This is a genomic window from Enterobacter sp. Lyrl_3 (genome assembly GCF_051948675.1).
Taxonomy (GTDB): Bacteria; Pseudomonadota; Gammaproteobacteria; order Enterobacterales; family Enterobacteriaceae; genus Enterobacter; species Enterobacter cloacae.
Map to the genome: position 1 here is coordinate 1,023,416 of NZ_JAYJLI010000001.1, position 21,301 is coordinate 1,044,716.

19 protein-coding genes are annotated in these 21,301 nt (G+C 55.8%); 4 read left to right on the forward strand and 15 right to left on the reverse strand.

The window, feature by feature from the left end; translation table 11 throughout:
- Positions 1 to 12: 12 nt before the first annotated feature.
- From hscB to trmJ, 6 genes are all read right to left on the reverse strand, one after another.
- A complete protein-coding gene (gene hscB / locus VF709_RS04990) occupies positions 13 to 528 on the reverse strand; it encodes a co-chaperone HscB (RefSeq protein WP_045293494.1) in 516 nt (171 codons plus the stop codon).
- Positions 529 to 608: 80 nt separating this feature from the next.
- Complete coding sequence (iscA, locus tag VF709_RS04995; RefSeq protein ID WP_003860659.1) at positions 609 to 932, reverse strand: iron-sulfur cluster assembly protein IscA; 324 nt, start codon at positions 930 to 932, stop codon at positions 609 to 611.
- 13 nt (positions 933 to 945) lie between these two features.
- A complete protein-coding gene (iscU, locus tag VF709_RS05000; RefSeq protein ID WP_003860661.1) occupies positions 946 to 1,332 on the reverse strand; it encodes a Fe-S cluster assembly scaffold IscU in 387 nt (128 codons plus the stop codon).
- 24 nt (positions 1,333 to 1,356) lie between these two features.
- Positions 1,357 to 2,571 (reverse strand): cysteine desulfurase, encoded by a 1,215-nt coding sequence (gene iscS / locus VF709_RS05005; protein ID WP_003860663.1) that lies wholly within the window; start codon positions 2,569 to 2,571, stop codon positions 1,357 to 1,359.
- A gap of 117 nt (positions 2,572 to 2,688) precedes the next feature.
- Positions 2,689 to 3,180 (reverse strand): Fe-S cluster assembly transcriptional regulator IscR, encoded by a 492-nt coding sequence (gene iscR / locus VF709_RS05010; RefSeq protein ID WP_013098294.1) that lies wholly within the window; start codon positions 3,178 to 3,180, stop codon positions 2,689 to 2,691.
- A gap of 236 nt (positions 3,181 to 3,416) precedes the next feature.
- Positions 3,417 to 4,142 carry a tRNA (cytosine(32)/uridine(32)-2'-O)-methyltransferase TrmJ gene (gene trmJ / locus VF709_RS05015; protein WP_013098295.1) on the reverse strand — a complete coding sequence of 242 codons (726 nt, stop codon included), beginning with the start codon at positions 4,140 to 4,142 and terminating at the stop codon, positions 3,417 to 3,419.
- Positions 4,143 to 4,273: 131 nt separating this feature from the next.
- Between trmJ and suhB the strand changes: the two genes are divergently transcribed.
- Positions 4,274 to 5,077, forward strand: a complete 804-nt coding sequence (gene suhB, locus VF709_RS05020; protein ID WP_045293496.1) for an inositol-1-monophosphatase — start codon at positions 4,274 to 4,276, stop codon at positions 5,075 to 5,077.
- Positions 5,078 to 5,138: 61 nt separating this feature from the next.
- Here the strand turns inward: suhB and VF709_RS05025 are convergent, their stop codons facing one another.
- Positions 5,139 to 6,119 carry a nickel/cobalt transporter gene (locus tag VF709_RS05025; protein WP_045293498.1) on the reverse strand — a complete coding sequence of 327 codons (981 nt, stop codon included), beginning with the start codon at positions 6,117 to 6,119 and terminating at the stop codon, positions 5,139 to 5,141.
- Entirely contained in the window at positions 6,110 to 6,748 is a 639-nt protein-coding gene (locus VF709_RS05030) for a DUF1007 family protein (RefSeq protein WP_023620117.1), read from the reverse strand. Before VF709_RS05030 ends, VF709_RS05025 begins: the two co-directional genes overlap by 10 nt.
- A 125-nt stretch (positions 6,749 to 6,873) precedes the next feature.
- Here VF709_RS05030 and csiE point away from each other — a divergent pair, with 125 nt between their 5' ends.
- Positions 6,874 to 8,151: a stationary phase inducible protein CsiE gene (csiE, locus tag VF709_RS05035; RefSeq protein ID WP_045293500.1), complete on the forward strand. Its 1,278-nt coding sequence runs from the start codon at positions 6,874 to 6,876 to the stop codon at positions 8,149 to 8,151.
- On the opposite strand, the gene VF709_RS05040 is transcribed toward csiE, so the two are convergent.
- Positions 8,152 to 9,291, reverse strand: a complete 1,140-nt coding sequence (locus VF709_RS05040) for a 3-phenylpropionate MFS transporter (protein WP_440230997.1) — start codon at positions 9,289 to 9,291, stop codon at positions 8,152 to 8,154.
- 172 nt (positions 9,292 to 9,463) lie between these two features.
- Here VF709_RS05040 and VF709_RS05045 point away from each other — a divergent pair, with 172 nt between their 5' ends.
- The gene (locus VF709_RS05045) at positions 9,464 to 9,886 is read left to right on the forward strand and encodes a DoxX family protein (RefSeq protein WP_013098301.1); all 423 of its coding nucleotides are present in this window, start codon (positions 9,464 to 9,466) and stop codon (positions 9,884 to 9,886) included.
- 53 nt (positions 9,887 to 9,939) lie between these two features.
- Here the strand turns inward: VF709_RS05045 and glyA are convergent, their stop codons facing one another.
- A complete protein-coding gene (gene glyA / locus VF709_RS05050; protein WP_013098302.1) occupies positions 9,940 to 11,193 on the reverse strand; it encodes a serine hydroxymethyltransferase in 1,254 nt (417 codons plus the stop codon).
- A gap of 303 nt (positions 11,194 to 11,496) precedes the next feature.
- On the opposite strand from glyA, the gene hmpA reads away from it, so the two are divergent.
- Positions 11,497 to 12,687, forward strand: coding sequence for an NO-inducible flavohemoprotein (gene hmpA / locus VF709_RS05055; RefSeq protein WP_187170714.1), 1,191 nt, complete (start codon positions 11,497 to 11,499; stop codon positions 12,685 to 12,687).
- Between the two features lie 81 nt (positions 12,688 to 12,768).
- Here hmpA and glnB read toward each other — a convergent pair whose 3' ends face one another.
- The 5 genes from glnB to purL all read right to left on the reverse strand — a co-directional run bounded on the left by glnB (position 12,769) and on the right by purL (position 21,095).
- Positions 12,769 to 13,107: a nitrogen regulatory protein P-II gene (gene glnB / locus VF709_RS05060; RefSeq protein ID WP_003860685.1), complete on the reverse strand. Its 339-nt coding sequence runs from the start codon at positions 13,105 to 13,107 to the stop codon at positions 12,769 to 12,771.
- A gap of 80 nt (positions 13,108 to 13,187) precedes the next feature.
- The gene (gene glrR, locus VF709_RS05065; protein ID WP_013098304.1) at positions 13,188 to 14,525 is read right to left on the reverse strand and encodes a two-component system response regulator GlrR; all 1,338 of its coding nucleotides are present in this window, start codon (positions 14,523 to 14,525) and stop codon (positions 13,188 to 13,190) included.
- Positions 14,512 to 15,249: a two-component system QseEF-associated lipoprotein QseG gene (gene qseG, locus VF709_RS05070; RefSeq protein WP_013098305.1), complete on the reverse strand. Its 738-nt coding sequence runs from the start codon at positions 15,247 to 15,249 to the stop codon at positions 14,512 to 14,514. The genes glrR and qseG overlap by 14 nt, the downstream gene beginning before the upstream one ends.
- Position 15,250: 1 nt before the next feature.
- A complete protein-coding gene (gene qseE / locus VF709_RS05075) occupies positions 15,251 to 16,678 on the reverse strand; it encodes a two component system sensor histidine kinase QseE/GlrK (RefSeq protein ID WP_029882227.1) in 1,428 nt (475 codons plus the stop codon).
- Positions 16,679 to 17,207: 529 nt separating this feature from the next.
- Complete coding sequence (purL, locus tag VF709_RS05080) at positions 17,208 to 21,095, reverse strand: phosphoribosylformylglycinamidine synthase (protein ID WP_149896169.1); 3,888 nt, start codon at positions 21,093 to 21,095, stop codon at positions 17,208 to 17,210.
- Positions 21,096 to 21,301: the final 206 nt, after the last annotated feature.

Below are 21,301 nucleotides of genomic sequence, written 5' to 3' on the forward strand. Positions count from 1 at the left end.
TTGCTTCCGAAATTAAAAATCGAGCAGCTTTTCTTCGAGTTGTTCAGCACTGCTTCGCAGTTTATCGAGAAAACGGAGTTTGCGCACAGTGTCTGCCGCCACGTCCCAGGTCTCATTGTTCAGTTGCGCCACCATCTGCTGATGGCGGGTATCAAACATGCCCTTCACGCGCGTGATGAACCTTTCCAGACGCGCTTCGTCTTTGGCCTGTTCAATCTCATCCAGCTCTTCGCGAAGCGTAAGCTGTTCCATCAGAAACGCCGTGTCGCGTACGGTGTGTTGTTCGCTCGCCAGATCAAAGCCGTGGAGCGAAAGCAGATATTCTGCACGCGCCAGCGGATGGCGCAGCGTCTGCCAGGCCTGGTTGATGGTCGCGGATTGCGACACCGCAGCCAGTTGTTCAGCCTGAGTACCGCTGGCGAATTTGTCCGGATGATACTGACGCTGCAGGTCCTGAAAACGGATCGTCAGCGCCTGGAGATCAATCGGGTATTGAGCGGGTAAACCGAAGAGAGTGAAGTAATCCATAACAATCTCAGGGGTAGCCTGTTAGAACAAACCCCACGCGTAGCAAATAAAGCCACGGTGGGGTTTCGGATGACGCGCGATTAAACGTGGAAGCTTTCGCCGCAACCACACTCGTCTTTGACGTTCGGGTTCGTGAATTTGAACCCTTCGTTCAGGCCTTCTTTTACAAAGTCCAGCTGAGTGCCGTTGAGGAATTGCAGGCTTTTGCCATCGACCACCACCTTCACGCCCTTGTCTTCAAACACAGTGTCATCGGACGCTGGTTCGTCAACAAACTCCAGTACGTAAGCCATACCAGAACAGCCGGAGGTACGTACGCCCAGTCGCAGGCCAAAGCCTTTACCACGGTTCGCCAGAAAAGAGCTTACTCGCGCGGCAGCGCTGTCGCTAAGGGTAATCGACATACTCAAACCTCAATTATTTTGCTTCACGTTTGCTTTTGTAATCCGCAATGGCGGCTTTGATCGCGTCTTCTGCCAGGATAGAACAGTGAATTTTCACCGGTGGCAGTTCGAGTTCTTCAGCAATATCCGTGTTCTTGATTGCCTGTGCCTCGTCCAGAGACTTGCCCTTCACCCACTCGGTGACCAGGGAGCTGGACGCGATAGCAGAACCGCAGCCGTAGGTCTTGAAGCGCGCGTCTTCAATGATACCTTCATTGTTGACTTTAATCTGCAACTTCATCACGTCGCCACAAGCTGGCGCGCCAACCATACCGCTACCTACGCTCTCGTCGCTGTTGTCAAAAGAGCCAACGTTGCGCGGGTTCTCGTAATGATCGATAACTTTTTCGCTGTATGCCATGATTGAATTCTCCTTATGTACCGATTAGTGATGTGACCATTCAATGCTGTTCAGATCCACGCCCTGCTTGAACATTTCCCACAGTGGAGAAAGGTCACGCAGACGGCCAATGGAGTTGCGAACCAGCTTGATGGTGTAGTCAATCTCTTCTTCGGTAGTGAAACGACCTAAAGAGAAACGGATAGAGCTGTGTGCCAGCTCGTCAGTCATACCCAGCGCGCGCAGCACGTAGGATGGCTCCAGGCTTGCAGACGTACAGGCAGAACCGGAAGAGACCGCCAGGTCTTTCAGCGCCATGATCAGCGATTCGCCTTCAACATAGTTGAAGCTCACGTTGAGGATGTTGGGTGCGCCCTGCTCGAGATCGCCGTTCAGATACACTTCTTCCATATCTTTCACGCCGTCCCACAGACGGTTACGGAGCGTGCGCAGGCGCGCCATCTCGGTTTCCATCTCTTCTTTCGCAATGCGGTAAGCTTCGCCCATGCCCACAATCTGGTGAACAGGCAGCGTACCGGAACGCATGCCGCGCTCGTGTCCGCCACCGTGCATCTGCGCTTCAATGCGGATACGTGGCTTACGACGAACGTACAGCGCGCCAATGCCTTTCGGGCCATAGATTTTGTGGCCGGAGAAGGACATCAGGTCGACTTTCAGCTGACTCAGGTCGATAGGCAGTTTGCCCACACTCTGAGTCGCATCAACGTGATAGATGATGCCGCGCGCACGGCACATTTCGCCGATGGTCGCGATATCCTGCACCACGCCGATTTCGTTGTTTACATGCATGATGGAAACCAGGATGGTGTCATCACGCATCGCCGCTTCGAGCTCTTTCAGGTCAATAATACCGTTGCTCTGTGGCGCCAGGTAAGTGACTTCAAAGCCTTCACGCTCGAGCTGACGGCAGGTGTCCAGCACAGCTTTATGTTCGGTTTTGCTGGTGATGATGTGCTTGCCTTTTTTCTGATAAAAGTTGGCTGCACCTTTGATCGCCAGGTTGTCGGATTCGGTCGCACCGGAGGTGAACACAATCTCACGCGGGTCGGCACCCACCAGGTCAGCAATCTGATTACGGGCGATATCCACCGCCTCTTCAGCATGCCAGCCAAAACGGTGTGAACGGGAAGCTGGGTTACCAAAATTTCCGTCCAGGGTCAGACACTGCATCATTTTCTCGGCAACACGCGGGTCCACCGGCGTGGTTGCGGAGTAGTCGAGATAAATCGGTAATTTCATTGCTCTATAAACTCCGTACATCGCTTCAATGCAAGGAATCAGGCAACCGGCTGGATGTACGACCGAGTACTCGGGGCAGCTTCGCCCCGGCCTGATTCTGAAATACTTATCTTTTTATTACGCGCGTAATTTAACGTCGATAGCGTCCTGCGCGCGGGTGCTGCGTTGAGATTCCTGGCTGTGCTGACGGCCCGATACATCCAGAACTTCCTGGTTATTCACCAGTTCACCGAGGGTGATGTTGTTCAGGAAGCCGGTCAGGCGGTCGCTCAGATCGCGCCACAGCGCGTGGGTCAGGCACTTATCGCCGCCCTGGCAGCCACCTTTACCCTGGCAACGGGTCGCATCAACGGATTCGTCAACCGCACTAATGACTTCGCCAACCGCAATACTGCCCGCGTCTTTACCCAGCAGATAACCGCCGCCTGGGCCACGAACGCTGGAAACCAGTCCATTTTTACGCAGTCTGGAGAACAGCTGTTCCAGATAAGAGAGGGAGATCCCTTGTCGTTCAGAAATATCAGCCAACGGAACCGGGCCCGCTTCGGAGTTGAGCGCAACGTCCAGCATCGCGGTTACGGCATAACGCCCTTTAGATGTCAGTCTCATGTCTTACTTAACCTCAAACTCGCCCCTGCCCGGGGTTTTTTATAGTAAAATGGGGTATTGCATAGCAGGGCCAAGTCTGACATTCCTGACTAAATTGGTCAACTATTTACTTGACTGTTTTAGTCAGGTATTTAACCTTCCGTGCCGTATTCTTTTGCCCGGCGGCGCTGCGCTTGCACGGGCCTACGGGTTTTGTAGGCCGGGTAAGCGCAGCGCCACCCGGCGAACAGACGACACTACTCTTTATTCTTCTGCTCAATCGACGCCAGAATCCCACGCAGGATGTTTAGCTCCTGGCTTTCCGGGCGCGCACGGGTGAACAGGCGACGCAGCTTATTCATCACCTGCCCCGGATGGCCTTCGCGGATAAAACCGGTAGAGAGCAGCGTCTGCTCCAGGTGACCATAGAAGCGCTCCAGATCGTCCACCAGCGGATAGGCGGTCTCTTCTTTCGGTTCTGCCACTTTCTCCTGGGTCGCCAGCCAGGCCATCCGCACTTCGTAGGCAATGACCTGTACCGCCATCGCCAGGTTCAGCGAGCTGTATTCCGGGTTCGCCGCAATCGCGACGTGGTAATGGCACTTCTGCAGTTCGTCATTGGTCAGGCCGACGCGCTCACGCCCAAACACCAGCGCCACAGGCGCCTGTTCCGCTTCTGAGACACTTTTCAGGCCGCATTCGCGCGGGTCGAGCATTGGCCACGGCAGCGTACGGGAACGTGCGCTGGTACCGACGACCAGGCTGCAACCCGCCAGCGCTTCGTCCAGGGTATCAACAATTTGCGCGTTGCCAATCACGTCGCTGGCACCGGCGGCCAGTGCGATGGCCTGAGAGTCCGGTTTCACCAGCGGATTAACCAGCCACAGATTCGTTAAGCCCATAGTTTTCATAGCGCGGGCAACGGAGCCCATATTGCCGGTATGCGATGTTTCGACCAGCACGATTCGAATGTTTTGCAGCATAGTTTTGGATGTCTGAATTCAGTGTCTAAAGAATATTCGGGCATATTATCATAAACGAGAGACATATTCCGATCCCGCTGCTATACTCTGCGCCGATTTTCCTGTTCTTTAACATCCAGTGAGAGAGACCGATGCATCCGATGCTGACCATCGCCGTGCGCGCAGCGCGCAAGGCGGGTAATGTAATTGCCAAACACTACGAAACGCCAGACTCCGTAGAAACCAGCCAGAAAGGCAGCAATGATTTCGTGACTAACGTCGATAAAGCCGCAGAAGCGATTATTATCGAAACGATCCGCAAATCTTACCCACAGCATACCATCATCACCGAAGAAAGCGGTGAACATGAAGGTACCGATCAGGATGTTCAATGGGTTATCGATCCACTGGATGGCACCACCAACTTCGTTAAACGCCTGCCACACTTCTCTGTGTCTATCGCAGTACGCATTAAAGGCCGTACTGAAGTTGCCGTTGTTTATGATCCAATGCGTAACGAACTGTTCACCGCTACCCGCGGTCAGGGCGCGCAGCTGAACGGTTACCGTCTGCGCTGCAGCAATGCACGCGATCTGGACGGCACCATTCTGGCGACCGGTTTCCCGTTCAAGGCGAAACAGCACGCAACCACCTACATGAATATCCTCGGCAAACTGTTCACCGAATGCGCGGACTTCCGTCGCTCCGGCTCAGCCGCGCTGGATCTGGCCTACGTGGCGACCGGCCGCGTTGACGGTTACTTCGAGCTGGCGCTGAAGCCGTGGGACTTTGCTGCGGGCGAGCTGATCGCGCGTGAAGCAGGCGCACTGGTATGCGATTTCACCGGCGGCCATAACTATATGTCTACCGGCAACATCGTTGCAGGTAACCCACGCGTTGTTAAAGCCATGCTGGCAAACATGCGTGATGAACTGAGCGATGCGCTGAAGCGTTAATCCCGGTAATTCCCTCTCCCGGTGGGAGAGGGTCAGGGTGAGGGCATCAGACCGCACCCTACTAAAACGGCCGTAATCCCCTTCCCACCGGCACCGCACTCATCCACATCGTCACCGCCGCTACCAGCAGAATCACCCCGCCCGCCAGCGCGAGCGTCGTCCAGCCTACCTGTCGCCACAGCACCGGCGTCTTATTGCCGCTGAGTTTTACCGCCAGTTGACGGAAGCTGTGAACCAGTAATGCCAGTGACGAAATGGTCAGGGACGTTCCTGCCGCCATAGCCAGCGCAGAGAGCATGCCCCAGCCGAATACGCCAATCACTTTGCTGAACAGCAGCACCATGATCGCGCCTGAACATGGTCGCATCCCCATTGAAAGAACAATCATCACCCGCGCACGCCAGTCGTCGCCGCTCTGCAACTGCGCCTGCGTAGGCAGATGCTGATGTCCGCAGCCGCAGTGGGCACCATGAACATGATGTGGCGTAAAGGATTTGAAGGTTGGCTTTTGCAGCAGGACGCGCAATTTTTTCAGCGCCCGCCAGCAGAGGATCACCCCCAGCACGCCCACCAGCGCATAACTTCCCTTCTCCAGCCAGAAACTGCTCAGGTGCAGCTGACGAGCGGGAAGCTGTAACAGCGAGAGGACGACCACTACCAGCCCGATAGCGACGCCGCCCTGCAGCAGCGAAGAGGCCAGTGTCAGACCGATGCTCGATTTCAGCTTCGAGGGATGCGTGGCAAGCCAGGTAGTGATCACAATCTTGCCGTGCCCCGGCCCCAGCGCATGCAGCACCCCGTAGACAAAACTGAATGCCAGCAGGGAACCACCTGCTTTTGTTGGGTTATCCGCCACCGCCTTGAGTAACCCGCTCATCTGCTGGTTAACGTCACGCTGCCAGAGAATGCTTTTCATCATAACCTGCGGCCAGGCCTGCCATAACCACAGCGCGCCGCACACGGCCAACAATAAAAAGAGCGCCAGCGGCCAGAGATGAAGCCAGCGACGTGGTTTGCGGGCGGAAGAGGGGATCACTGACATTGTAACGTCACCTGCTGTGCAAACTGTTTACCCAGTTCCATATCTTCAGGAGGGGCATCCTCTTTATCCAGAGAGACGGCGAAGTTGAGCGTCTCTTCGCTGGGTTTTGGCGTATGAACAGCGAGTTTGCAGGATTTTTGCAGGGTAGTCGGTAGCGTCACGTCACTCTCCTTCGCATAGCTCATATCGACGTAATAGGTGGGGTCGAAGGTGGAAAAGGTATACGTCTGTCCTGCCAGCGGCTGAGGATGCGCCAGCGGGAGAACAAACGTCAGCACCGCCTGATGACCGTCGCGCGACATGCCGTACTCCGTCGGGCGATTCATAAACTTCACCTTTTGTCCGTTATGCCAGAACTCGGTGAAGTAGTGCTGTCCCAGCACGTTGGCCATGACCTCCGCCGCCAGCTTTTTCCAGATCTCATCGCCTGGCTTTGCATTTCCCGCGTCATACAGGAGATCGGCCGAGGTGATTTCATCCATCGTCCAGCGCATTTTCAGGCCGCTCAACTGGGTTCCGTCAGTCACCAGCTCGGTTTTGAGACTGATAAAACTGTGAGGATGCGCGCCGGCGGTGAAAGTGATAACCGCCAAAAATAACGCCATCGCGCTGTGTTTAACTGTTTGCATCAATTCCTCACGTCAAAAATTCTGTGATGTTCGCCAGCAATCCTGAGTGAAAGGGCTGCCGGTACGCTTTTCAGCGTCGATCCTTTAGCTATTCTTACCAGACATTCACACTGGATACCCAACAGATGATGACAACGCTTGAAATTCCATCTGTGCTTTCCAGTTCGCAGCGCCGCTGCCAGGTGCTTTTGATGCTTTACCTGCCCGATGCTGCCGTCACCGCACAGAGCATAATCGCAACCAACGGCGTGGACGACGCCATGGCACGGCAAGATATAGCCGAGACGCGCGATGAAATCCAGCGCTATCACCGGCTGGACATTGTCACGCACCATGACGGCAGCTACCGGATTGAAGGCACGGTCCTGAATCAGCGTTTATGTCTGCTGCACTGGCTGCGCAGGGCGCTCCGCCTGTGCCCACATTTTGTTTCGCAACAGTTTACCCCGGCGCTTAAAACCGCGCTTAAACAGCAGGGCATCGCGCGTCCGCTTTATGACGATACGAATCTGCGGGCGTTGATCAGCTTCTGTTCGCGAAAGCTACAGCGCCCCTTTGACTGCCGTGACGTGCAATTTTTACAGCTCTTCTTGCAGTATTGTCTGATCCAGCATCACCTGGGCAATACGCCGCAGTTTTCCCCCGTTCAGCGCAACTGGACACAGTCGCGAGGGGAATACTTTACGGCGCAGGAAATTGTGCGTCACTGGAAACGCCGCGTGCCGCAGGGCACCCACAGCGACGAACAATTGTTCCTCGCGCTGCTGTTTATGATGCTGCGCACGCCCGATCCGGTGCTCGATAAACATCAGCAGGATCAGCGTCTGCGCCGGGCCATCGTGCGGATGATTGCCCGTTTTCGCGCCCAGACAGGAATGAACTTCAGCGATGAACAAGGGCTGACCGATCAGCTCTACGTTCATCTGGCACAGGCGCTGGACCGGTCGCTGTTTGAGATCGGCATCGACAACAGCCTGCCAGAAGAGATCCATCGCCTTTACCCCCGTCTGTTACGCACCACCAAGGAGGCGTTGTTTGAGCTGGAGGCGGAGTTTGGCCTGCGTTTTTCTGATGAAGAGATGAGTCTGGTGGCGGTGATTTTTGGCGCCTGGCTGATGCAGGAGACCGATCTGCACGAAAAACAGGTGGTGTTATTAACCGGAGAGGACAAATCCTGTGAAGAGGTGATTGAACAACAGCTGCGCGAACTAACGCTGCTGCCGCTCAATATTCGTTATCTGACGCTGCAGGCTTTTCAGAAAGAGGGGGCTCCGCGCGAAGCGGCGCTGGTCATTACCCCCTACCCCACCGCCCTGCCCCTGTTCTCGCCGCCGCTGATCCACGCCGTGGAATCGCTGAACGCACAGCAGCAAGAACATATTCGCGCCATGCTGGAATCGTAGTCAGGCGCGCGCGGCCACTTTCGGGCGAATAAACATCGCCGGTAGCGCGACCAGTGCCATTACCCAGAACACGCCGTGTCCCAGATGTTGATACAGGAAGCCCGCAAAGACCGTCATCACGGCAATGCTGCCGCCCATCGCCACCGCAGAATAGACCGCCTGCAAGCGAATCACATCCCCGCCTTCACGCGCGGCGATATAGCGCATGGCCGCCAGATGGCAGACGGTAAAGGTGCCGCAGTGCAGAATTTGCGCCACGATCAGCCAGGGCAGTTCGGTCGTCCAGCCCATAATGCCCCACCGCGCCACGCCACACACGGCGGAGAGCAGCAGCAGGTCGCGCGCGCCGAAGCGGCGAAACAGTTTCTTGCTGAGCGCAAAGATAATCACTTCGGCCACCACGCCAAGCGACCACAGGTAGCCCACGGCAGAGGCAGAGTAACCGGCGCCCTGCCAGTAAATTGCGCTGAAGCCGTAATACGCCGCGTGCGCCCCCTGAAGCAGGCAGACGCAGGCCAGAAAACGCCAGCTTTGCGCCACCAGGCTTCGCCAGGCGGGCCAGCCTGCGCTTTCCTGATGGCGACTTTCGCCTTGCGGCATGACAGACGGTCGCAGCAGCATGCCCAGCAACATCGAGGCGATACCGATGCTTAACAGGGCAAGAATGGCGCGGTAATCGTAAAGGCTGACCAGTTTCCCCACCAGCGCAGAGCCAATCACAAACGCAATGGAGCCCCACAGGCGCACGCGACCGTAGTCCATGGTGATCTGCTTTTGCCAGGTGTTTGCCAGGGCGTCCGTCAGGGGAACCAGCAGGGAGAAGAACAGGTTAAAGCCGACCATCACCACCATCAGCCAGGCAAACTGATGGCTGACCCAGAAGCAGGCCACAAAGACCAGCGTTAACAGGGCAAGAATACGCACCGCTTTGATGAGTAAGGAGGGATCGCTGACGCGCGGTGCAATCAGCAGGCTGCCAAGGAAACGCGCCACCAGCCCCGCCCCCAGCAGGACACCGATGGTTTCCGGAGTAAGGCCAATGCCCTTGAGCCAGACGCTCCAGAAAGGCAGAAAAATACCGTAACTAAAGAAATAGGTGAAATAGCTGAGCGCCAGCCAGCGCGTGGAATGCAAGACCATGAATCCCTCCCGAAATGGAGGCCATAGTCTGGCGAGAATATAAAAATTAAGCAAGTAGATAGCCTGCTATAAATTAACGAAAAATTAACATTCAGTGCAATCGTCTGGCTTATGGCAGGGAACGAAAATGTGTATTACGTTTAAATTACTCCACTTGCAGAGGTTTTCTGCCATGAACTCACTTCGCTATTTCGATTTCGGTCAGTCACGCCACCTGTTGTTGTTGATTGCCCGCATCGCGCTTGTCGTACTCTTTATTATCTTCGGCTATCCAAAACTGACGGGGTTTAACGGCACCGTACAATATATGACGTCGCTTGGCGCGCCAATGCCCATGCTGGCGGCCATTATCGCCGTGGTGATGGAAGTCCCTGCCGCCATCCTGATCGTGCTGGGCTTTTTCACCCGCCCTCTCGCCGTATTGTTTGTGTTCTACACGCTGGGCACGGCAGTTATTGGTCACCATTACTGGGACATGACCGGGGATGCGGTTGTGCCGAATATGATTAATTTCTACAAGAACGTCAGTATTGCTGGCGCATTTATCCTGTTGGCGATTGTGGGACCGGGAGCAATATCCCTCGACCGACGTTAAGACATAAAAAAAGGCCGCAAACGCGGCCTTTTTATTTCTGCTAAGCAGAAGAATTATGCGTATACCGGGAAGCGTGCGCAGATATCCAGAACTTTCGCTTTTACGCGCTCAATAACCGCTTCGTCATTGATGTTGTCCAGAACGTCACACATCCAGCCAGCCAGCTCTTTCACTTCCGCTTCTTTGAAACCGCGGCGAGTAACAGCCGGAGAACCGATACGGATACCGGAGGTCACGAACGGACTCTTCGGATCGTTTGGTACGCTGTTTTTGTTCACGGTGATGTTGGCGCGGCCCAGGGCGGCGTCAGCTTCTTTACCGGTCAGGTTCTTATCAACCAGATCCAGCAGGAACAGGTGGTTTTCAGTACCGCCGGACACCACTTTGTAACCACGGTTCAGGAACACTTCCACCATCGCTTTGGCGTTTTTGGCAACCTGCTGCTGGTAGACTTTGAACTCTGGCTCCATCGCTTCTTTCAGCGCGACAGCTTTTGCCGCGATCACGTGCATCAGCGGGCCGCCCTGTGCGCTTGGGAACACAGCGGAGTTCAGTTTTTTGTACAGCTCTTCATCGCCGCCTTTCGCCAGGATCAGGCCACCGCGTGGACCCGCCAGGGTTTTGTGCGTGGTGGTGGTCACAACGTGAGCATGAGGAACCGGGTTCGGGTAAACGCCCGCGGCGATAAGACCGGCAACGTGCGCCATATCCACGAACAGGTAAGCACCGATGCTGTCTGCGATTTCACGCATTTTTGCCCAGTCAACGATACCGGAGTAAGCAGAGAAACCACCGATGATCATCTTCGGCTTGTGCTCTTTAGCCTGCTTCGCCATGTCTTCGTAGTCAATTTTGCCTGACTCATCAATACCGTAAGGGATGATGTTGTACAGTTTGCCAGAGAAGTTTACCGGGGAGCCGTGAGTCAGGTGACCGCCCTGCGCCAGGTTCATACCCAGAACGGTATCGCCCGGCTGCAGCAGCGCGGTGTAGACCGCGAAGTTTGCCTGAGAGCCGGAATGCGGCTGGACGTTAGCGTAGTCAGCGCCAAAGAGTTCTTTCGCACGGTCAATCGCCAGTTGCTCAACGATATCAACGTACTCGCAACCGCCGTAGTAGCGCTTGCCCGGGTAACCTTCAGCATATTTGTTGGTCAGCTGAGAACCCTGCGCCTGCATGACGCGCGGGCTGGTGTAGTTCTCGGAGGCGATCAGTTCGATGTGCTCTTCCTGACGTACTTTTTCCTGCTCCATAGCCTGCCACAGTTCGGCATCATAATCGGCAATGTTCATTTCACGCTTTAACATCCGCATCTCCTGACTCAGCTAACAAGTAAAATTTGGCCTGAAAAGGCAGTCCTGTTGGACGACGGGCAACAGTATAACTGAATAGTTCTGTGATAACAGGTCTTGACAAACGATTTTACGCAAACGTTTTCCTTCACGCCACGCAAGGGTTTGAGGAATAAAGCCCTCGTCATTTTCAACGGATTTCTTTTCAGGTTTGTGATGCATATATTTCATCTTGCAAAGAACCATTTACATCGAAGGGTTATTTTTATAAGATGCATTTAAAATACATCATTAAGTTCACATCAGAAGGACGCGCTCATGCTCGACGCTCAAACCATCGCTACCGTTAAAGCCACCATTCCCCTGCTGGTGGAGACAGGCCCTAAGCTCACCGCTCATTTCTACGACCGCATGTTCGCGCACAACCCGGAGTTGAAAGAGATTTTCAACATGAGTAACCAGCGTAACGGCGATCAGCGGGAAGCGCTTTTCAATGCCATCGCGGCCTACGCCAGCAACATTGAAAATCTGCCAGCCCTGCTGCCTGCGGTGGAGAAAATCGCGCAGAAGCATACCAGTTTCCAAATCAAACCCGAGCAGTACAACATTGTGGGCGGTCACCTGCTGGCGACGCTGGACGAGATGTTCAGCCCGGGCCAGGAGGTACTGGACGCCTGGGGCAAAGCTTACGGCGTGCTGGCAAATGTCTTTATCAACCGTGAAGCGCAGATCTACAGCGAAAACGCCAGCAAGAACGGTGGCTGGGAAGGGACCCGTGCCTTCCGCATTGTTGAGAAAACGCCGCGTAGCGCGCTGATTACCAGTTTTAAGTTCGAGCCAGTGGATGGTCAACCCGTTGCCGATTATCAGCCGGGGCAGTATCTCGGCGTCTGGCTGAAGCCTGAAGGTTTCCCGCATCAGGAGATCCGCCAGTACTCCCTCACCCGTAAGCCAAACGGCAAAGGCTACCGTATTGCGGTGAAACGCGAGGACGGCGGTCAGGTTTCCAGCTGGCTGCATAACGAAGCCAGCGTGGGCGACGTGGTTCATCTGGCTGCGCCGGCGGGCGATTTCTTTATGGCCGTTGAGGCAAATACCCCGGTGACGCTGATCTCTGCGGGTGTGGGTCAAACGCCAATGCTGGCGATGCTGGACACGCTGGCGAAATCCAGCCACAGCGCGCAGGTTAACTGGTTCCACGCCGCTGAAAACGGGGATGTGCACGCCTTTGCTGATGAGGTGAAAACGCTGGGTGCTACCCTGCCGCGTTTCACCGCGCACACCTGGTATCGTCTGCCAACGGATGCCGATCGTACAGCGGCCCGCTTTGACAGCGAAGGGTTGATGGATTTACGCCAGCATGAAGGTGCGTTCAGCGCGCCGGAGATGCAATTCTACGTCTGCGGTCCGGTGGCGTTTATGCAGTATGCCGCGAAACAGCTGGTTGAACTGGGCGTCAATAAAGACAACATCCATTACGAATGTTTTGGTCCACATAAAGTGCTGTAATACAAAAAGCCCCTCGTTCGAGGGGCTTTTTTTGCCGGATGGCGGCTGCGCCTGACCCGGTCTGCAAAACCGCTGGCAATGTTAAATCGCAGCGTCGTCTTCTTCGCCGGTACGGATACGGATGACGCGCGCCACGTCAAAGACGAAAATTTTACCGTCGCCAATTTTACCCGTTTGCGCCGTACGAATAATGGTATCCACACAGGTATCGACAATATCGTCGCTTACCACGATTTCAATTTTCACTTTCGGCAGAAAGTCCACCATGTACTCTGCACCACGGTAAAGCTCGGTGTGGCCCTTCTGACGACCAAAACCTTTCACTTCGGTCACGGTCATACCGGTGATGCCCACTTCCGCCAGCGCTTCACGTACATCATCCAGTTTGAAAGGTTTAATAATCGCATCAATCTTTTTCATGGTGGGTCCTTAAACTCTTGCCTGTAAGCTGCGTCGTAATCGATTGCTCACAGTATCATATTCATTCGAAGTTTGCGGTACTACTCTTTAAAATCGTTGGCTTCCAGCTCATGGCGTGACAGCAGCTTATAGAACTCGGTGCGGTTGCGTCCGGCCATGCGTGCCGCGTGGGTCACATTACCTTTGGTGATCTGCAACAGCTTACGCAGATAGTTTAGCTCGAACTGGTTACGCGCTTCGGCAAACGTCGGCAGTGCCGTGTTCTCGCCTTCCAGCGCCTGCTCCACCAGCGCGTCACTGATGACAGGTGACGACGTCAGCGCCACGCACTGCTCTATCACGTTGACCAGCTGGCGCACGTTTCCCGGCCAGCTTGCGGCCATCAGCCGCTTCATCGCATCGGTGGAAAACGCCCGCACAAACGGTTTGTGGCGATCCGCAGACTGGCGCAGCAGGTGATTCGCCAGCAAAGGGATATCTTCCGCACGTTCGGCCAGCGCCGGAATTTTCAGGTTCACGACGTTCAGGCGGTAGTAAAGATCTTCACGAAACTCATTGCGCGCCATCACCTTCGGTAAATCACGGTGCGTGGCGGAGATGATGCGCACGTTAATGTCGATATCGCGGTTGCTGCCCAACGGGCGCACTTTTCGCTCCTGCAGCACGCGCAGTAATTTGACCTGCAGCGGCGCAGGCATGTCGCCAATCTCGTCCAGGAAAAGCGTACCGCCTTCCGCCGCCTGGAATAGGCCTTCCCGGCTGCTGACTGCACCGGTGAACGCACCGCGGGCGTGGCCGAAGAGTTCAGATTCGAGCAGTTGTTCCGGCAGTGCGCCGCAGTTAATGGCAATAAAAGCGTTTTTGCTGCGTGGGCTGGCATTATGGATGGCCTGTGCCAGGATCTCTTTCCCGGTGCCACTCTGCCCGTTAATCAGGACGCTGACGTCAGACTGCGCCACCATCCGGGCCTGTTCCAGCAGACGCAGCATGATGGGGCTACGCGTGACAATCGGCTCCCGCCACGCCTCATCGCTCGACGGGGCAGCATGTTCCAGCGCACTGTCGATGGCCTTATACAGCGCGTCTTTGTCTACCGGCTTGGTCAGGAAGCTGAAAACCCCCTGCTGTGTCGCCGCGACGGCATCCGGGATCGAGCCGTGCGCCGTCAGGATAATCACCGGCATGCCCGGCTGCTGCTTCTGGATCTCTGCGAACAGCTGCAGGCCATCCATTTCATCCATCCGCAGGTCGCTTATCACCAGGTCAATTTTCTCCCGGGCGAGAATTTTCAGCCCCTCCAGCCCGCTTTCAGCCGTCACGACGCTGTAGCCTTCACTGACCAGACGCATTCCCAACAGCTTGAGCAAACCGGGATCGTCATCCACCAGCAGGAGATGGGCAGGTTTACGGCTCGTCATGCTTCACATCCTCTTGTTTCGGTGTATCGCTGTCCGGTGCAGCAGATGAACTCCCAGGCTGATATTTACGCGACGAGAGCTGTCTTTCGATATCGGTCAGGTTCTCCAGCTTACGGGTCGTGGTATCCAGTTGCGTACGCAAATGTTGTTGCTGCTGACGCAGGGTATCCAGCTCGCTGTCGGTTGACTGTTGCAGCTTGCTGTAACGGGAGCGCTCTTCAGACAGCTGAAGTTGTAATGTCTGCCCATCGCGCCAGAGCTGGTAAATCGGGCGTACCTGAGCGGGAAGCGTTGCGACAAAGGTGTCGAGCCGCGTGACGTTCGTGCGTCGTTCGACAGGGGTAATTTTGGCATCTCCAAGCAATATTCCGCGCTTGAAGGCGTCCTGCCAGGTATCGTCGTCCAGCATCGCCGCTTTTGAGCGGGCTTCAACCGGAGCCAGACGCTGCGCGCAGTCTATTCCGCGTAGCCAGAACAGAGGATTGGTTTCGACGTCATGCCCCGACAGGTTCCAGATGTCGTCGCAGCGGGTTGAGAGAAAATCTGCAAGCTGATTCTCTGGCCATTTATCTTCCTGTTTATCGCTAATGGCACTTTTTGGCACATGGGAAACACACCCCGCCAGCAATAAACAAGGCAGACTCAGGCGCAACGTTTTACGGGAAAACACCGCGCGTATGGCGCGGAAAAAGACGTGTGACATACTCACCAGACATAGCTTCATTTTATTGGTTTTTCCGGCTCAGGGGCAGTTCGATACGGAAGCAAACATCGGAACGTTCATCCGTGACAATGTTTAGCTCCCCCTGCATGCGTCGTATACAGTCCCGGGCGATACTTAACCCCAGACCGCTTCCTTTAACCGCACCTTTTCGCTGATGACTTCCCTGGAAGAAGGGTTCAAATATCATCTCTCTTTCGTCATCGGGGATCGGGGTGCCGGTGTTGGCGACATCAATAAAGACCCGTGAACCATTCGTATAGCTTCGGATATAAATGTTACCGGATTCAGTACCATAGTGCACCGCATTGGAATAAAGATTATCCAGAACGCTCATCAATAACATCGGTTCAGCCAGGCAGGTTGGCTCATTAAGCGTCACCCCGGTATGCATCATTTTAGCTCTTGCAGGCAAGCTGTGGGCAGAGATCACCATATCCACCAGCGGCTCAATCTCGACATTTTCGAGGACGACCGCCCCATCCGCCAGCTTGCGGTTGTAATCGAGCAGTTGCTCAATTAATTTCTGCAGATTGCGGCTGCTGGCGTCGAGGATCTCAACAATCTCTTTCTGCTCCACCGTCAGCGGCCCCGCCACTTCGTCTGCCAGCAATTCCGTGCCTTCGCGCATGCTGGCCAGCGGCGTTTTGAGCTCGTGGGAAATATGACGTAAAAACTGATGACGCTGGGATTCCAGCCACGACAGGCGCTCCGAAAGCCAGATAATCCGCTGCCCCACGGAACGCAACTCGCGCGGGCCTTTAAAGGCCACCGTATCGCCCAGTGATTTCCCCTCCCCCAGACGATTGATCATCCGCTGGATGCCCTTCACCGGGCCGATGATCATTCGGGTAAAAAGTAACACCAGCGCGAGGCTGACCAGGAACAGCACCAGCGCCTGCCAGCCAAAGAACTGACCGCGTTCGGCAATCTCCTGCTGCAGTTGCTGACCGCGAGAGAAAATCACCGCACGGGTAGACTGCACCATCTCAGCATTGGCATTGGCAAAAGCTTCAAGGCGCGCGGCTGCGGCGGCATCAGGGCCACTGTTCTTACACTGCAGCTGGGCCAGATCGTTCAAATCCTGACGTAATGCCTGGTAGAGCTTATCGTCCGGCAACACGCCGGCATGCGCATCCAGCATCTCGCTATAGCGTTTACGCTGATTCTGGTAGACCTTTTCCAGCGTGCGATCGTCAAGCACGCAATACTGACGATAGCTACGCTCCATCTCCAGCGCGGCGTTGGTCATCGCCTCACTGCGTCTGGCGTCAATGAGCGTCGTGCGGTTAGTCAGTGCCGCCTGAGCACTGAGCGCGTTCAGGCTTTGCCACGCCTGCCAGGCCAGGATCAGTAAAGGCAGCAGGATCAGCAAAAAGGCCATCATTACGAGTTGACGCAGGGAACGGGGGAAAACGGGCCAGCGTTTCAACGCATTACTCTCTTTGAATGGGTTTGAGGAGAGCGTAACTGAGTCTGCCCTTCAGATACAACAAAGCCGGGTAAAAACCCGGCTTTGTCATGGAATGAGGCGGTGCCTAACTCGACGTTTCGCCCTGTCCTGATAAAGCAACGCTATGATCAGTAGTTGGACGGCAGGCACCTTTTTGTGCGTCATTCGAAGTTTATGTAGCACGTCCCGAAGGGGCTGACATAAGAAGGTGAATGAGCCACTGATTAATATTATGCAATAGATGTGCCAGAATGCAAATAAATATATTATCGCATTGATATTTATGTAATTTATGGGTTTCCACCGTTAATTGCTCGCTGAATGATTTCCAGGCTAAGTGTCGCTAATCAGCAACACCTTAACGGGAACCGCCCCAGCCATATATAAATCAATGAGTTAAATGTCTCCTTTTGGAGACAGTGGTATTACGGGTCTGTCGCGAAATTGCGACACACATAAAAAAGCCCGGTAGCGCTTTCGCGTACCGGGCTTTAAAGGGCAATATCGATTAACCCAACTGTTTACGTGCGTTGCGGAAGATACGCATCCACGGGCTGTCCTCGCCCCAGTTTTCCGGGTGCCAGGAGTTGCTCACGGTGCGGAACACACGCTCGGGGTGTGGCATCATGATGGTCGCACGGCCGCTTTCGCTGGTGACCGCCGTGATCCCGTTCACTGAGCCGTTCGGGTTAGCCGGATAGGTTTCCGTCACCTTACCGAAGTTATCAACAAAGCGCAGCGCCACCAGGCCTTTGCTCTCAAGCTGAGCCAGATGGGCGGCATCACGCACTTCTACCTGACCTTCACCGTGAGAAACGGCGATTGGCATCTGCGACCCTACCATTCCCTGCAGCAGCAGAGACGGGCTCTGAGTCACTTCTACCAGGCTGAAACGTGCTTCAAAGCGGTCGGACTGGTTACGCACAAAGCGTGGCCACGCTTCACTGCCCGGGATCAGCTCGCGCAGGTTAGACATCATCTGGCAGCCGTTACACACGCCAAGCGCCAGGGTTTGCGGACGATGGAAGAAGCTTTCGAACTCATCGCGCACGCGGTTGTTGAAGAGAATGGACTTCGCCCAGCCTTCACCGGCACCCAGCACGTCACCGTAGGAGAAACCGCCGCACGCCACCAGCGCATGGAAATCTTCCAGACCGGTGCGACCTGCCAGCAGGTCACTCATATGAACGTCGATGGCATCAAAGCCCGCACGGTGGAAGGCCGCGGCCATCTCAACGTGGGAGTTGACGCCCTGCTCACGCAGCACGGCGACTTTCGGACGCGCGCCGGTCGCAATGTACGGTGCAGCGATGTCTTCGTTGATGTCGAAGGAGAGCTTCACGTTCAGGCCAGGATCGTTGTCGTTGGCCTTGGCGTTGTGTTCCTGATCGGCACAGTCCGGGTTATCACGCAGGCGCTGCATCTGCCAGGTGGTTTCGGCCCACCACATACGCAGCGTGGTGCGGCTTTCGCTGAACACCGCATGGCCATCCGCTTCAATGACGAAACGGTCACCCTGAACGGCTTTACCCAGGTAGTGTACGCAGTCTGCCAGGCCGTGCTGAGCCAGCAGGGCTTCAACCGCGTCACGATCGGCCGCGCGCACCTGAATCACCGCGCCGAGTTCTTCGTTAAACAGTGCCGCCAGACGATCTTCGCCAAGCGTCGCGATGTTCGCTTCAACACCGCAATGTCCGGTGAAGGCCATCTCCGCCAGGGTCACCAGCAGGCCGCCGTCGGAACGGTCGTGGTAGGCCAGCAGTTTACGCTGCGCCACCAGCGCCTGAATGGCATCGTAGAAGCCTTTTAACTGGGCCACATCACGCACGTCCGCCGGTTTATCACCCAACTGACGGTAAACCTGTGCCAGCGCAGTGGCACCCAGCGCGTTGTGACCTTTACCCAGGTCAATCAGCAGCAGGGCGTTGTCTTCGGTCGAGAGCTGTGGGGTCACGGTATGGCGCACGTCTTCCACACGGGCAAACGCGGAGATGATCAGCGACAGCGGTGAAGTCATTTCGCGCTGCTCGTTGCCTTCCTGCCAGCGGGTTTTCATCGACATGGAGTCTTTACCCACTGGAATGGTCAGGCCGAGCGCAGGACAGAGCTCTTCACCCACCGCTTTCACAGCTTCATACAGGCCCGCGTCTTCGCCCGGGTGACCGGCAGCGGCCATCCAGTTCGCGGACAATTTGATACGTTTGATATCGCCAATCTGGGTCGCGGCGATGTTGGTCAGTGCTTCACCGACGGCCAGACGAGCAGAGGCCGCGAAGTCCAGCAGCGCTACCGGGGTACGTTCGCCCAGCGCCATCGCTTCACCGTAGTAGCTGTCGAGGCTCGCGGTGGTCACGGCGCAGTTCGCCACCGGGATCTGCCATGGCCCCACCATCTGATCGCGCGAGACCATACCGGTCACGGTACGGTCGCCGATGGTGACCAGGAAGGTTTTCTCCGCCACTGCAGGCAGGTGCATCACGCGATTCACCGCGTCTGCTACGGTAATGCCCTGACGATCCAGCGCGTTGCCCGCCGCTTTGCAAGTCTGCACGTCGCGGGTCATCTTCGGCGTTTTGCCGAGCAGCACGTCCAGCGGCAGGTCGATTGGCTGGTTGTCGAAATGGGTATCGCTCAGGGTGAGATGTTTCTCTTCGGTCGCTTCACCGATTACCGCGTACGGCGCGCGCTCGCGGCGGCACAGCTCGTCAAACAGCGGCAGCTGATCGGCTGCGACGGCCAGCACATAACGCTCCTGAGATTCGTTACACCAGATCTCCAGCGGGCTCATGCCCGGCTCATCGCTCAGAATGTCGCGCAGGTTGAAACGACCACCGCGACCACCGTCACTCACCAGCTCCGGCATGGCGTTGGACAGGCCGCCCGCGCCAACGTCGTGAATAAAGAGGATTGGGTTTGCATCACCCAGCTGCCAGCAGCGGTCGATCACTTCCTGGCAACGACGCTCCATTTCCGGGTTGTCACGCTGAACGGAGGCAAAGTCGAGATCGGCGTCAGACTGACCGGATGTCATTGAAGAGGCCGCACCGCCGCCCAGGCCGATGTTCATCGCCGGTCCACCGAGGACGATCAGCTTCGCACCGACGACGATCTCACCTTTCTGCACGTGATCGGCGCGAATGTTACCGATCCCGCCCGCCAGCATGATCGGTTTATGGTAGCCGCGCAGCTCTTCGCCATTGTGGCTGTCCACTTTCTCTTCATAGGTACGGAAGTAACCGTTCAGCGCCGGACGACCAAATTCGTTGTTGAATGCCGCACCGCCCAGTGGACCTTCGGTCATGATGTCCAGCGCGGTCACGATGCGCTCTGGCTTGCCGAAATCTTCTTCCCACGGCTGTTCAAAGCCCGGGATACGCAGGTTGGAAACAGAGAAACCGACCAGGCCCGCTTTTGGTTTCGCACCACGGCCCGTCGCCCCTTCGTCACGGATTTCACCGCCGGAACCGGTCGCCGCCCCCGGCCACGGAGAGATCGCCGTTGGGTGGTTGTGAGTTTCTACCTTCATCAGGATATGCGCCGGCTCCTGATGGAAGTCATAGCGCCCCGCTTCGCGATCGGCGAAGAAGCGGCCCACCTCGGAACCTTCCATCACCGCGGCGTTATCTTTATAAGCAGACAGCACGTGGTCAGGGGTTTTCTCCATGGTGTTTTTGATCATTTTGAACAGCGACTTCGGCTGCTGTTCACCGTCAATAATCCAGTCGGCGTTGAAAATCTTGTGGCGGCAGTGCTCAGAGTTAGCCTGCGCGAACATATAGAGTTCGATGTCGTTCGGATTGCGGTTCAGCTTAACGAACGCATCCTGCAGGTAGTCAATCTCGTCTTCTGCCAGTGCCAGGCCGAGACGCAGGTTAGCGTCAATCAGCGCCTGACGGCCCTGCCCCAGCAAATCCACGCTCAGTACTGGCGCAGGCTGATGGTGGGAGAAAAGTTTCTGCGCATCATCCAGAGAAGCAAATACGCTCTCCATCATGCGGTCATGCAGCTTTGCGGCCACCGCCTGCCACTGGGCGTCGCTCAGGGTGGAGGCTTCAACGTAATACGCCACGCCGCGTTCCAGACGGTTAATCTGGTTCAGACCACAGTTGTGAGCGATGTCAGTCGCTTTGGAAGACCAGGGGGAGATGGTGCCTGGACGAGGCGTCGCAAGGATCAGTTTACCGGTTGGGGTATGGCTGCTCAGACTTGGGCCATACTTGAGCAGGCGTTCCAGCTGTACGCGCTCCTCTGCATTCAGGGGGGCATTCAGGTCAGCAAAATGGACATACTCAGCGTAAATATTGCTTACCGGAAGGTCGGCTGCCTGAAAACGTGCCAGCAGTTTGTTAATACGGAAGGCAGACAGTGCAGGCGAACCACGCAGAATTTCCATCATAAGTCTCTCGTCTTCGAAGCGCCGGGGCGCTTACAGTGTGCGCAAGGGGGGAAAACGGGCGTCATTATAGAGAATCCTGAGCGTCGACGAAACCGTTTGCGTCGAAATAAAATCGACGGCATCGTTTAACAATAGATGTGACCTCTCTCTCTAATTTGTTGCCAAGTGGCGTAACTTTACGCAAAATGCCGCTCAATCAATGGCAA

Bases quoted from the DNA above. Each gene is read 5' to 3' on its own strand.
- VF709_RS05025 (WP_045293498.1), bottom strand. From the start codon at position 6,119: ATGTCAGTGATCCCCTCTTCCGCCCGCAAACCACGTCGCTGGCTTCAT.
- csiE (WP_045293500.1), top strand. From the start codon at position 6,874: ATGATGACAACGCTTGAAATTCCATCTGTGCTTTCCAGTTCGCAGCGC.
- glnB (WP_003860685.1), bottom strand. From the start codon at position 13,107: ATGAAAAAGATTGATGCGATTATTAAACCTTTCAAACTGGATGATGTA.
- hmpA (WP_187170714.1), top strand. From the start codon at position 11,497: ATGCTCGACGCTCAAACCATCGCTACCGTTAAAGCCACCATTCCCCTG.
- suhB (WP_045293496.1), top strand. From the start codon at position 4,274: ATGCATCCGATGCTGACCATCGCCGTGCGCGCAGCGCGCAAGGCGGGT.
- iscR (WP_013098294.1), bottom strand. From the start codon at position 3,180: ATGAGACTGACATCTAAAGGGCGTTATGCCGTAACCGCGATGCTGGAC.
- trmJ (WP_013098295.1), bottom strand. From the start codon at position 4,142: ATGCTGCAAAACATTCGAATCGTGCTGGTCGAAACATCGCATACCGGC.
- hscB (WP_045293494.1), bottom strand. From the start codon at position 528: ATGGATTACTTCACTCTCTTCGGTTTACCCGCTCAATACCCGATTGAT.
- iscA (WP_003860659.1), bottom strand. From the start codon at position 932: ATGTCGATTACCCTTAGCGACAGCGCTGCCGCGCGAGTAAGCTCTTTT.
- VF709_RS05040 (WP_440230997.1), bottom strand. From the start codon at position 9,291: ATGGTCTTGCATTCCACGCGCTGGCTGGCGCTCAGCTATTTCACCTAT.
- qseG (WP_013098305.1), bottom strand. From the start codon at position 15,249: ATGAAGCTATGTCTGGTGAGTATGTCACACGTCTTTTTCCGCGCCATA.
- iscS (WP_003860663.1), bottom strand. From the start codon at position 2,571: ATGAAATTACCGATTTATCTCGACTACTCCGCAACCACGCCGGTGGAC.
- iscU (WP_003860661.1), bottom strand. From the start codon at position 1,332: ATGGCATACAGCGAAAAAGTTATCGATCATTACGAGAACCCGCGCAAC.
- VF709_RS05030 (WP_023620117.1), bottom strand. From the start codon at position 6,748: ATGCAAACAGTTAAACACAGCGCGATGGCGTTATTTTTGGCGGTTATC.
- glrR (WP_013098304.1), bottom strand. From the start codon at position 14,525: ATGACGAGCCGTAAACCTGCCCATCTCCTGCTGGTGGATGACGATCCC.
- VF709_RS05045 (WP_013098301.1), top strand. From the start codon at position 9,464: ATGAACTCACTTCGCTATTTCGATTTCGGTCAGTCACGCCACCTGTTG.
- purL (WP_149896169.1), bottom strand. From the start codon at position 21,095: ATGATGGAAATTCTGCGTGGTTCGCCTGCACTGTCTGCCTTCCGTATT.
- glyA (WP_013098302.1), bottom strand. From the start codon at position 11,193: ATGTTAAAGCGTGAAATGAACATTGCCGATTATGATGCCGAACTGTGG.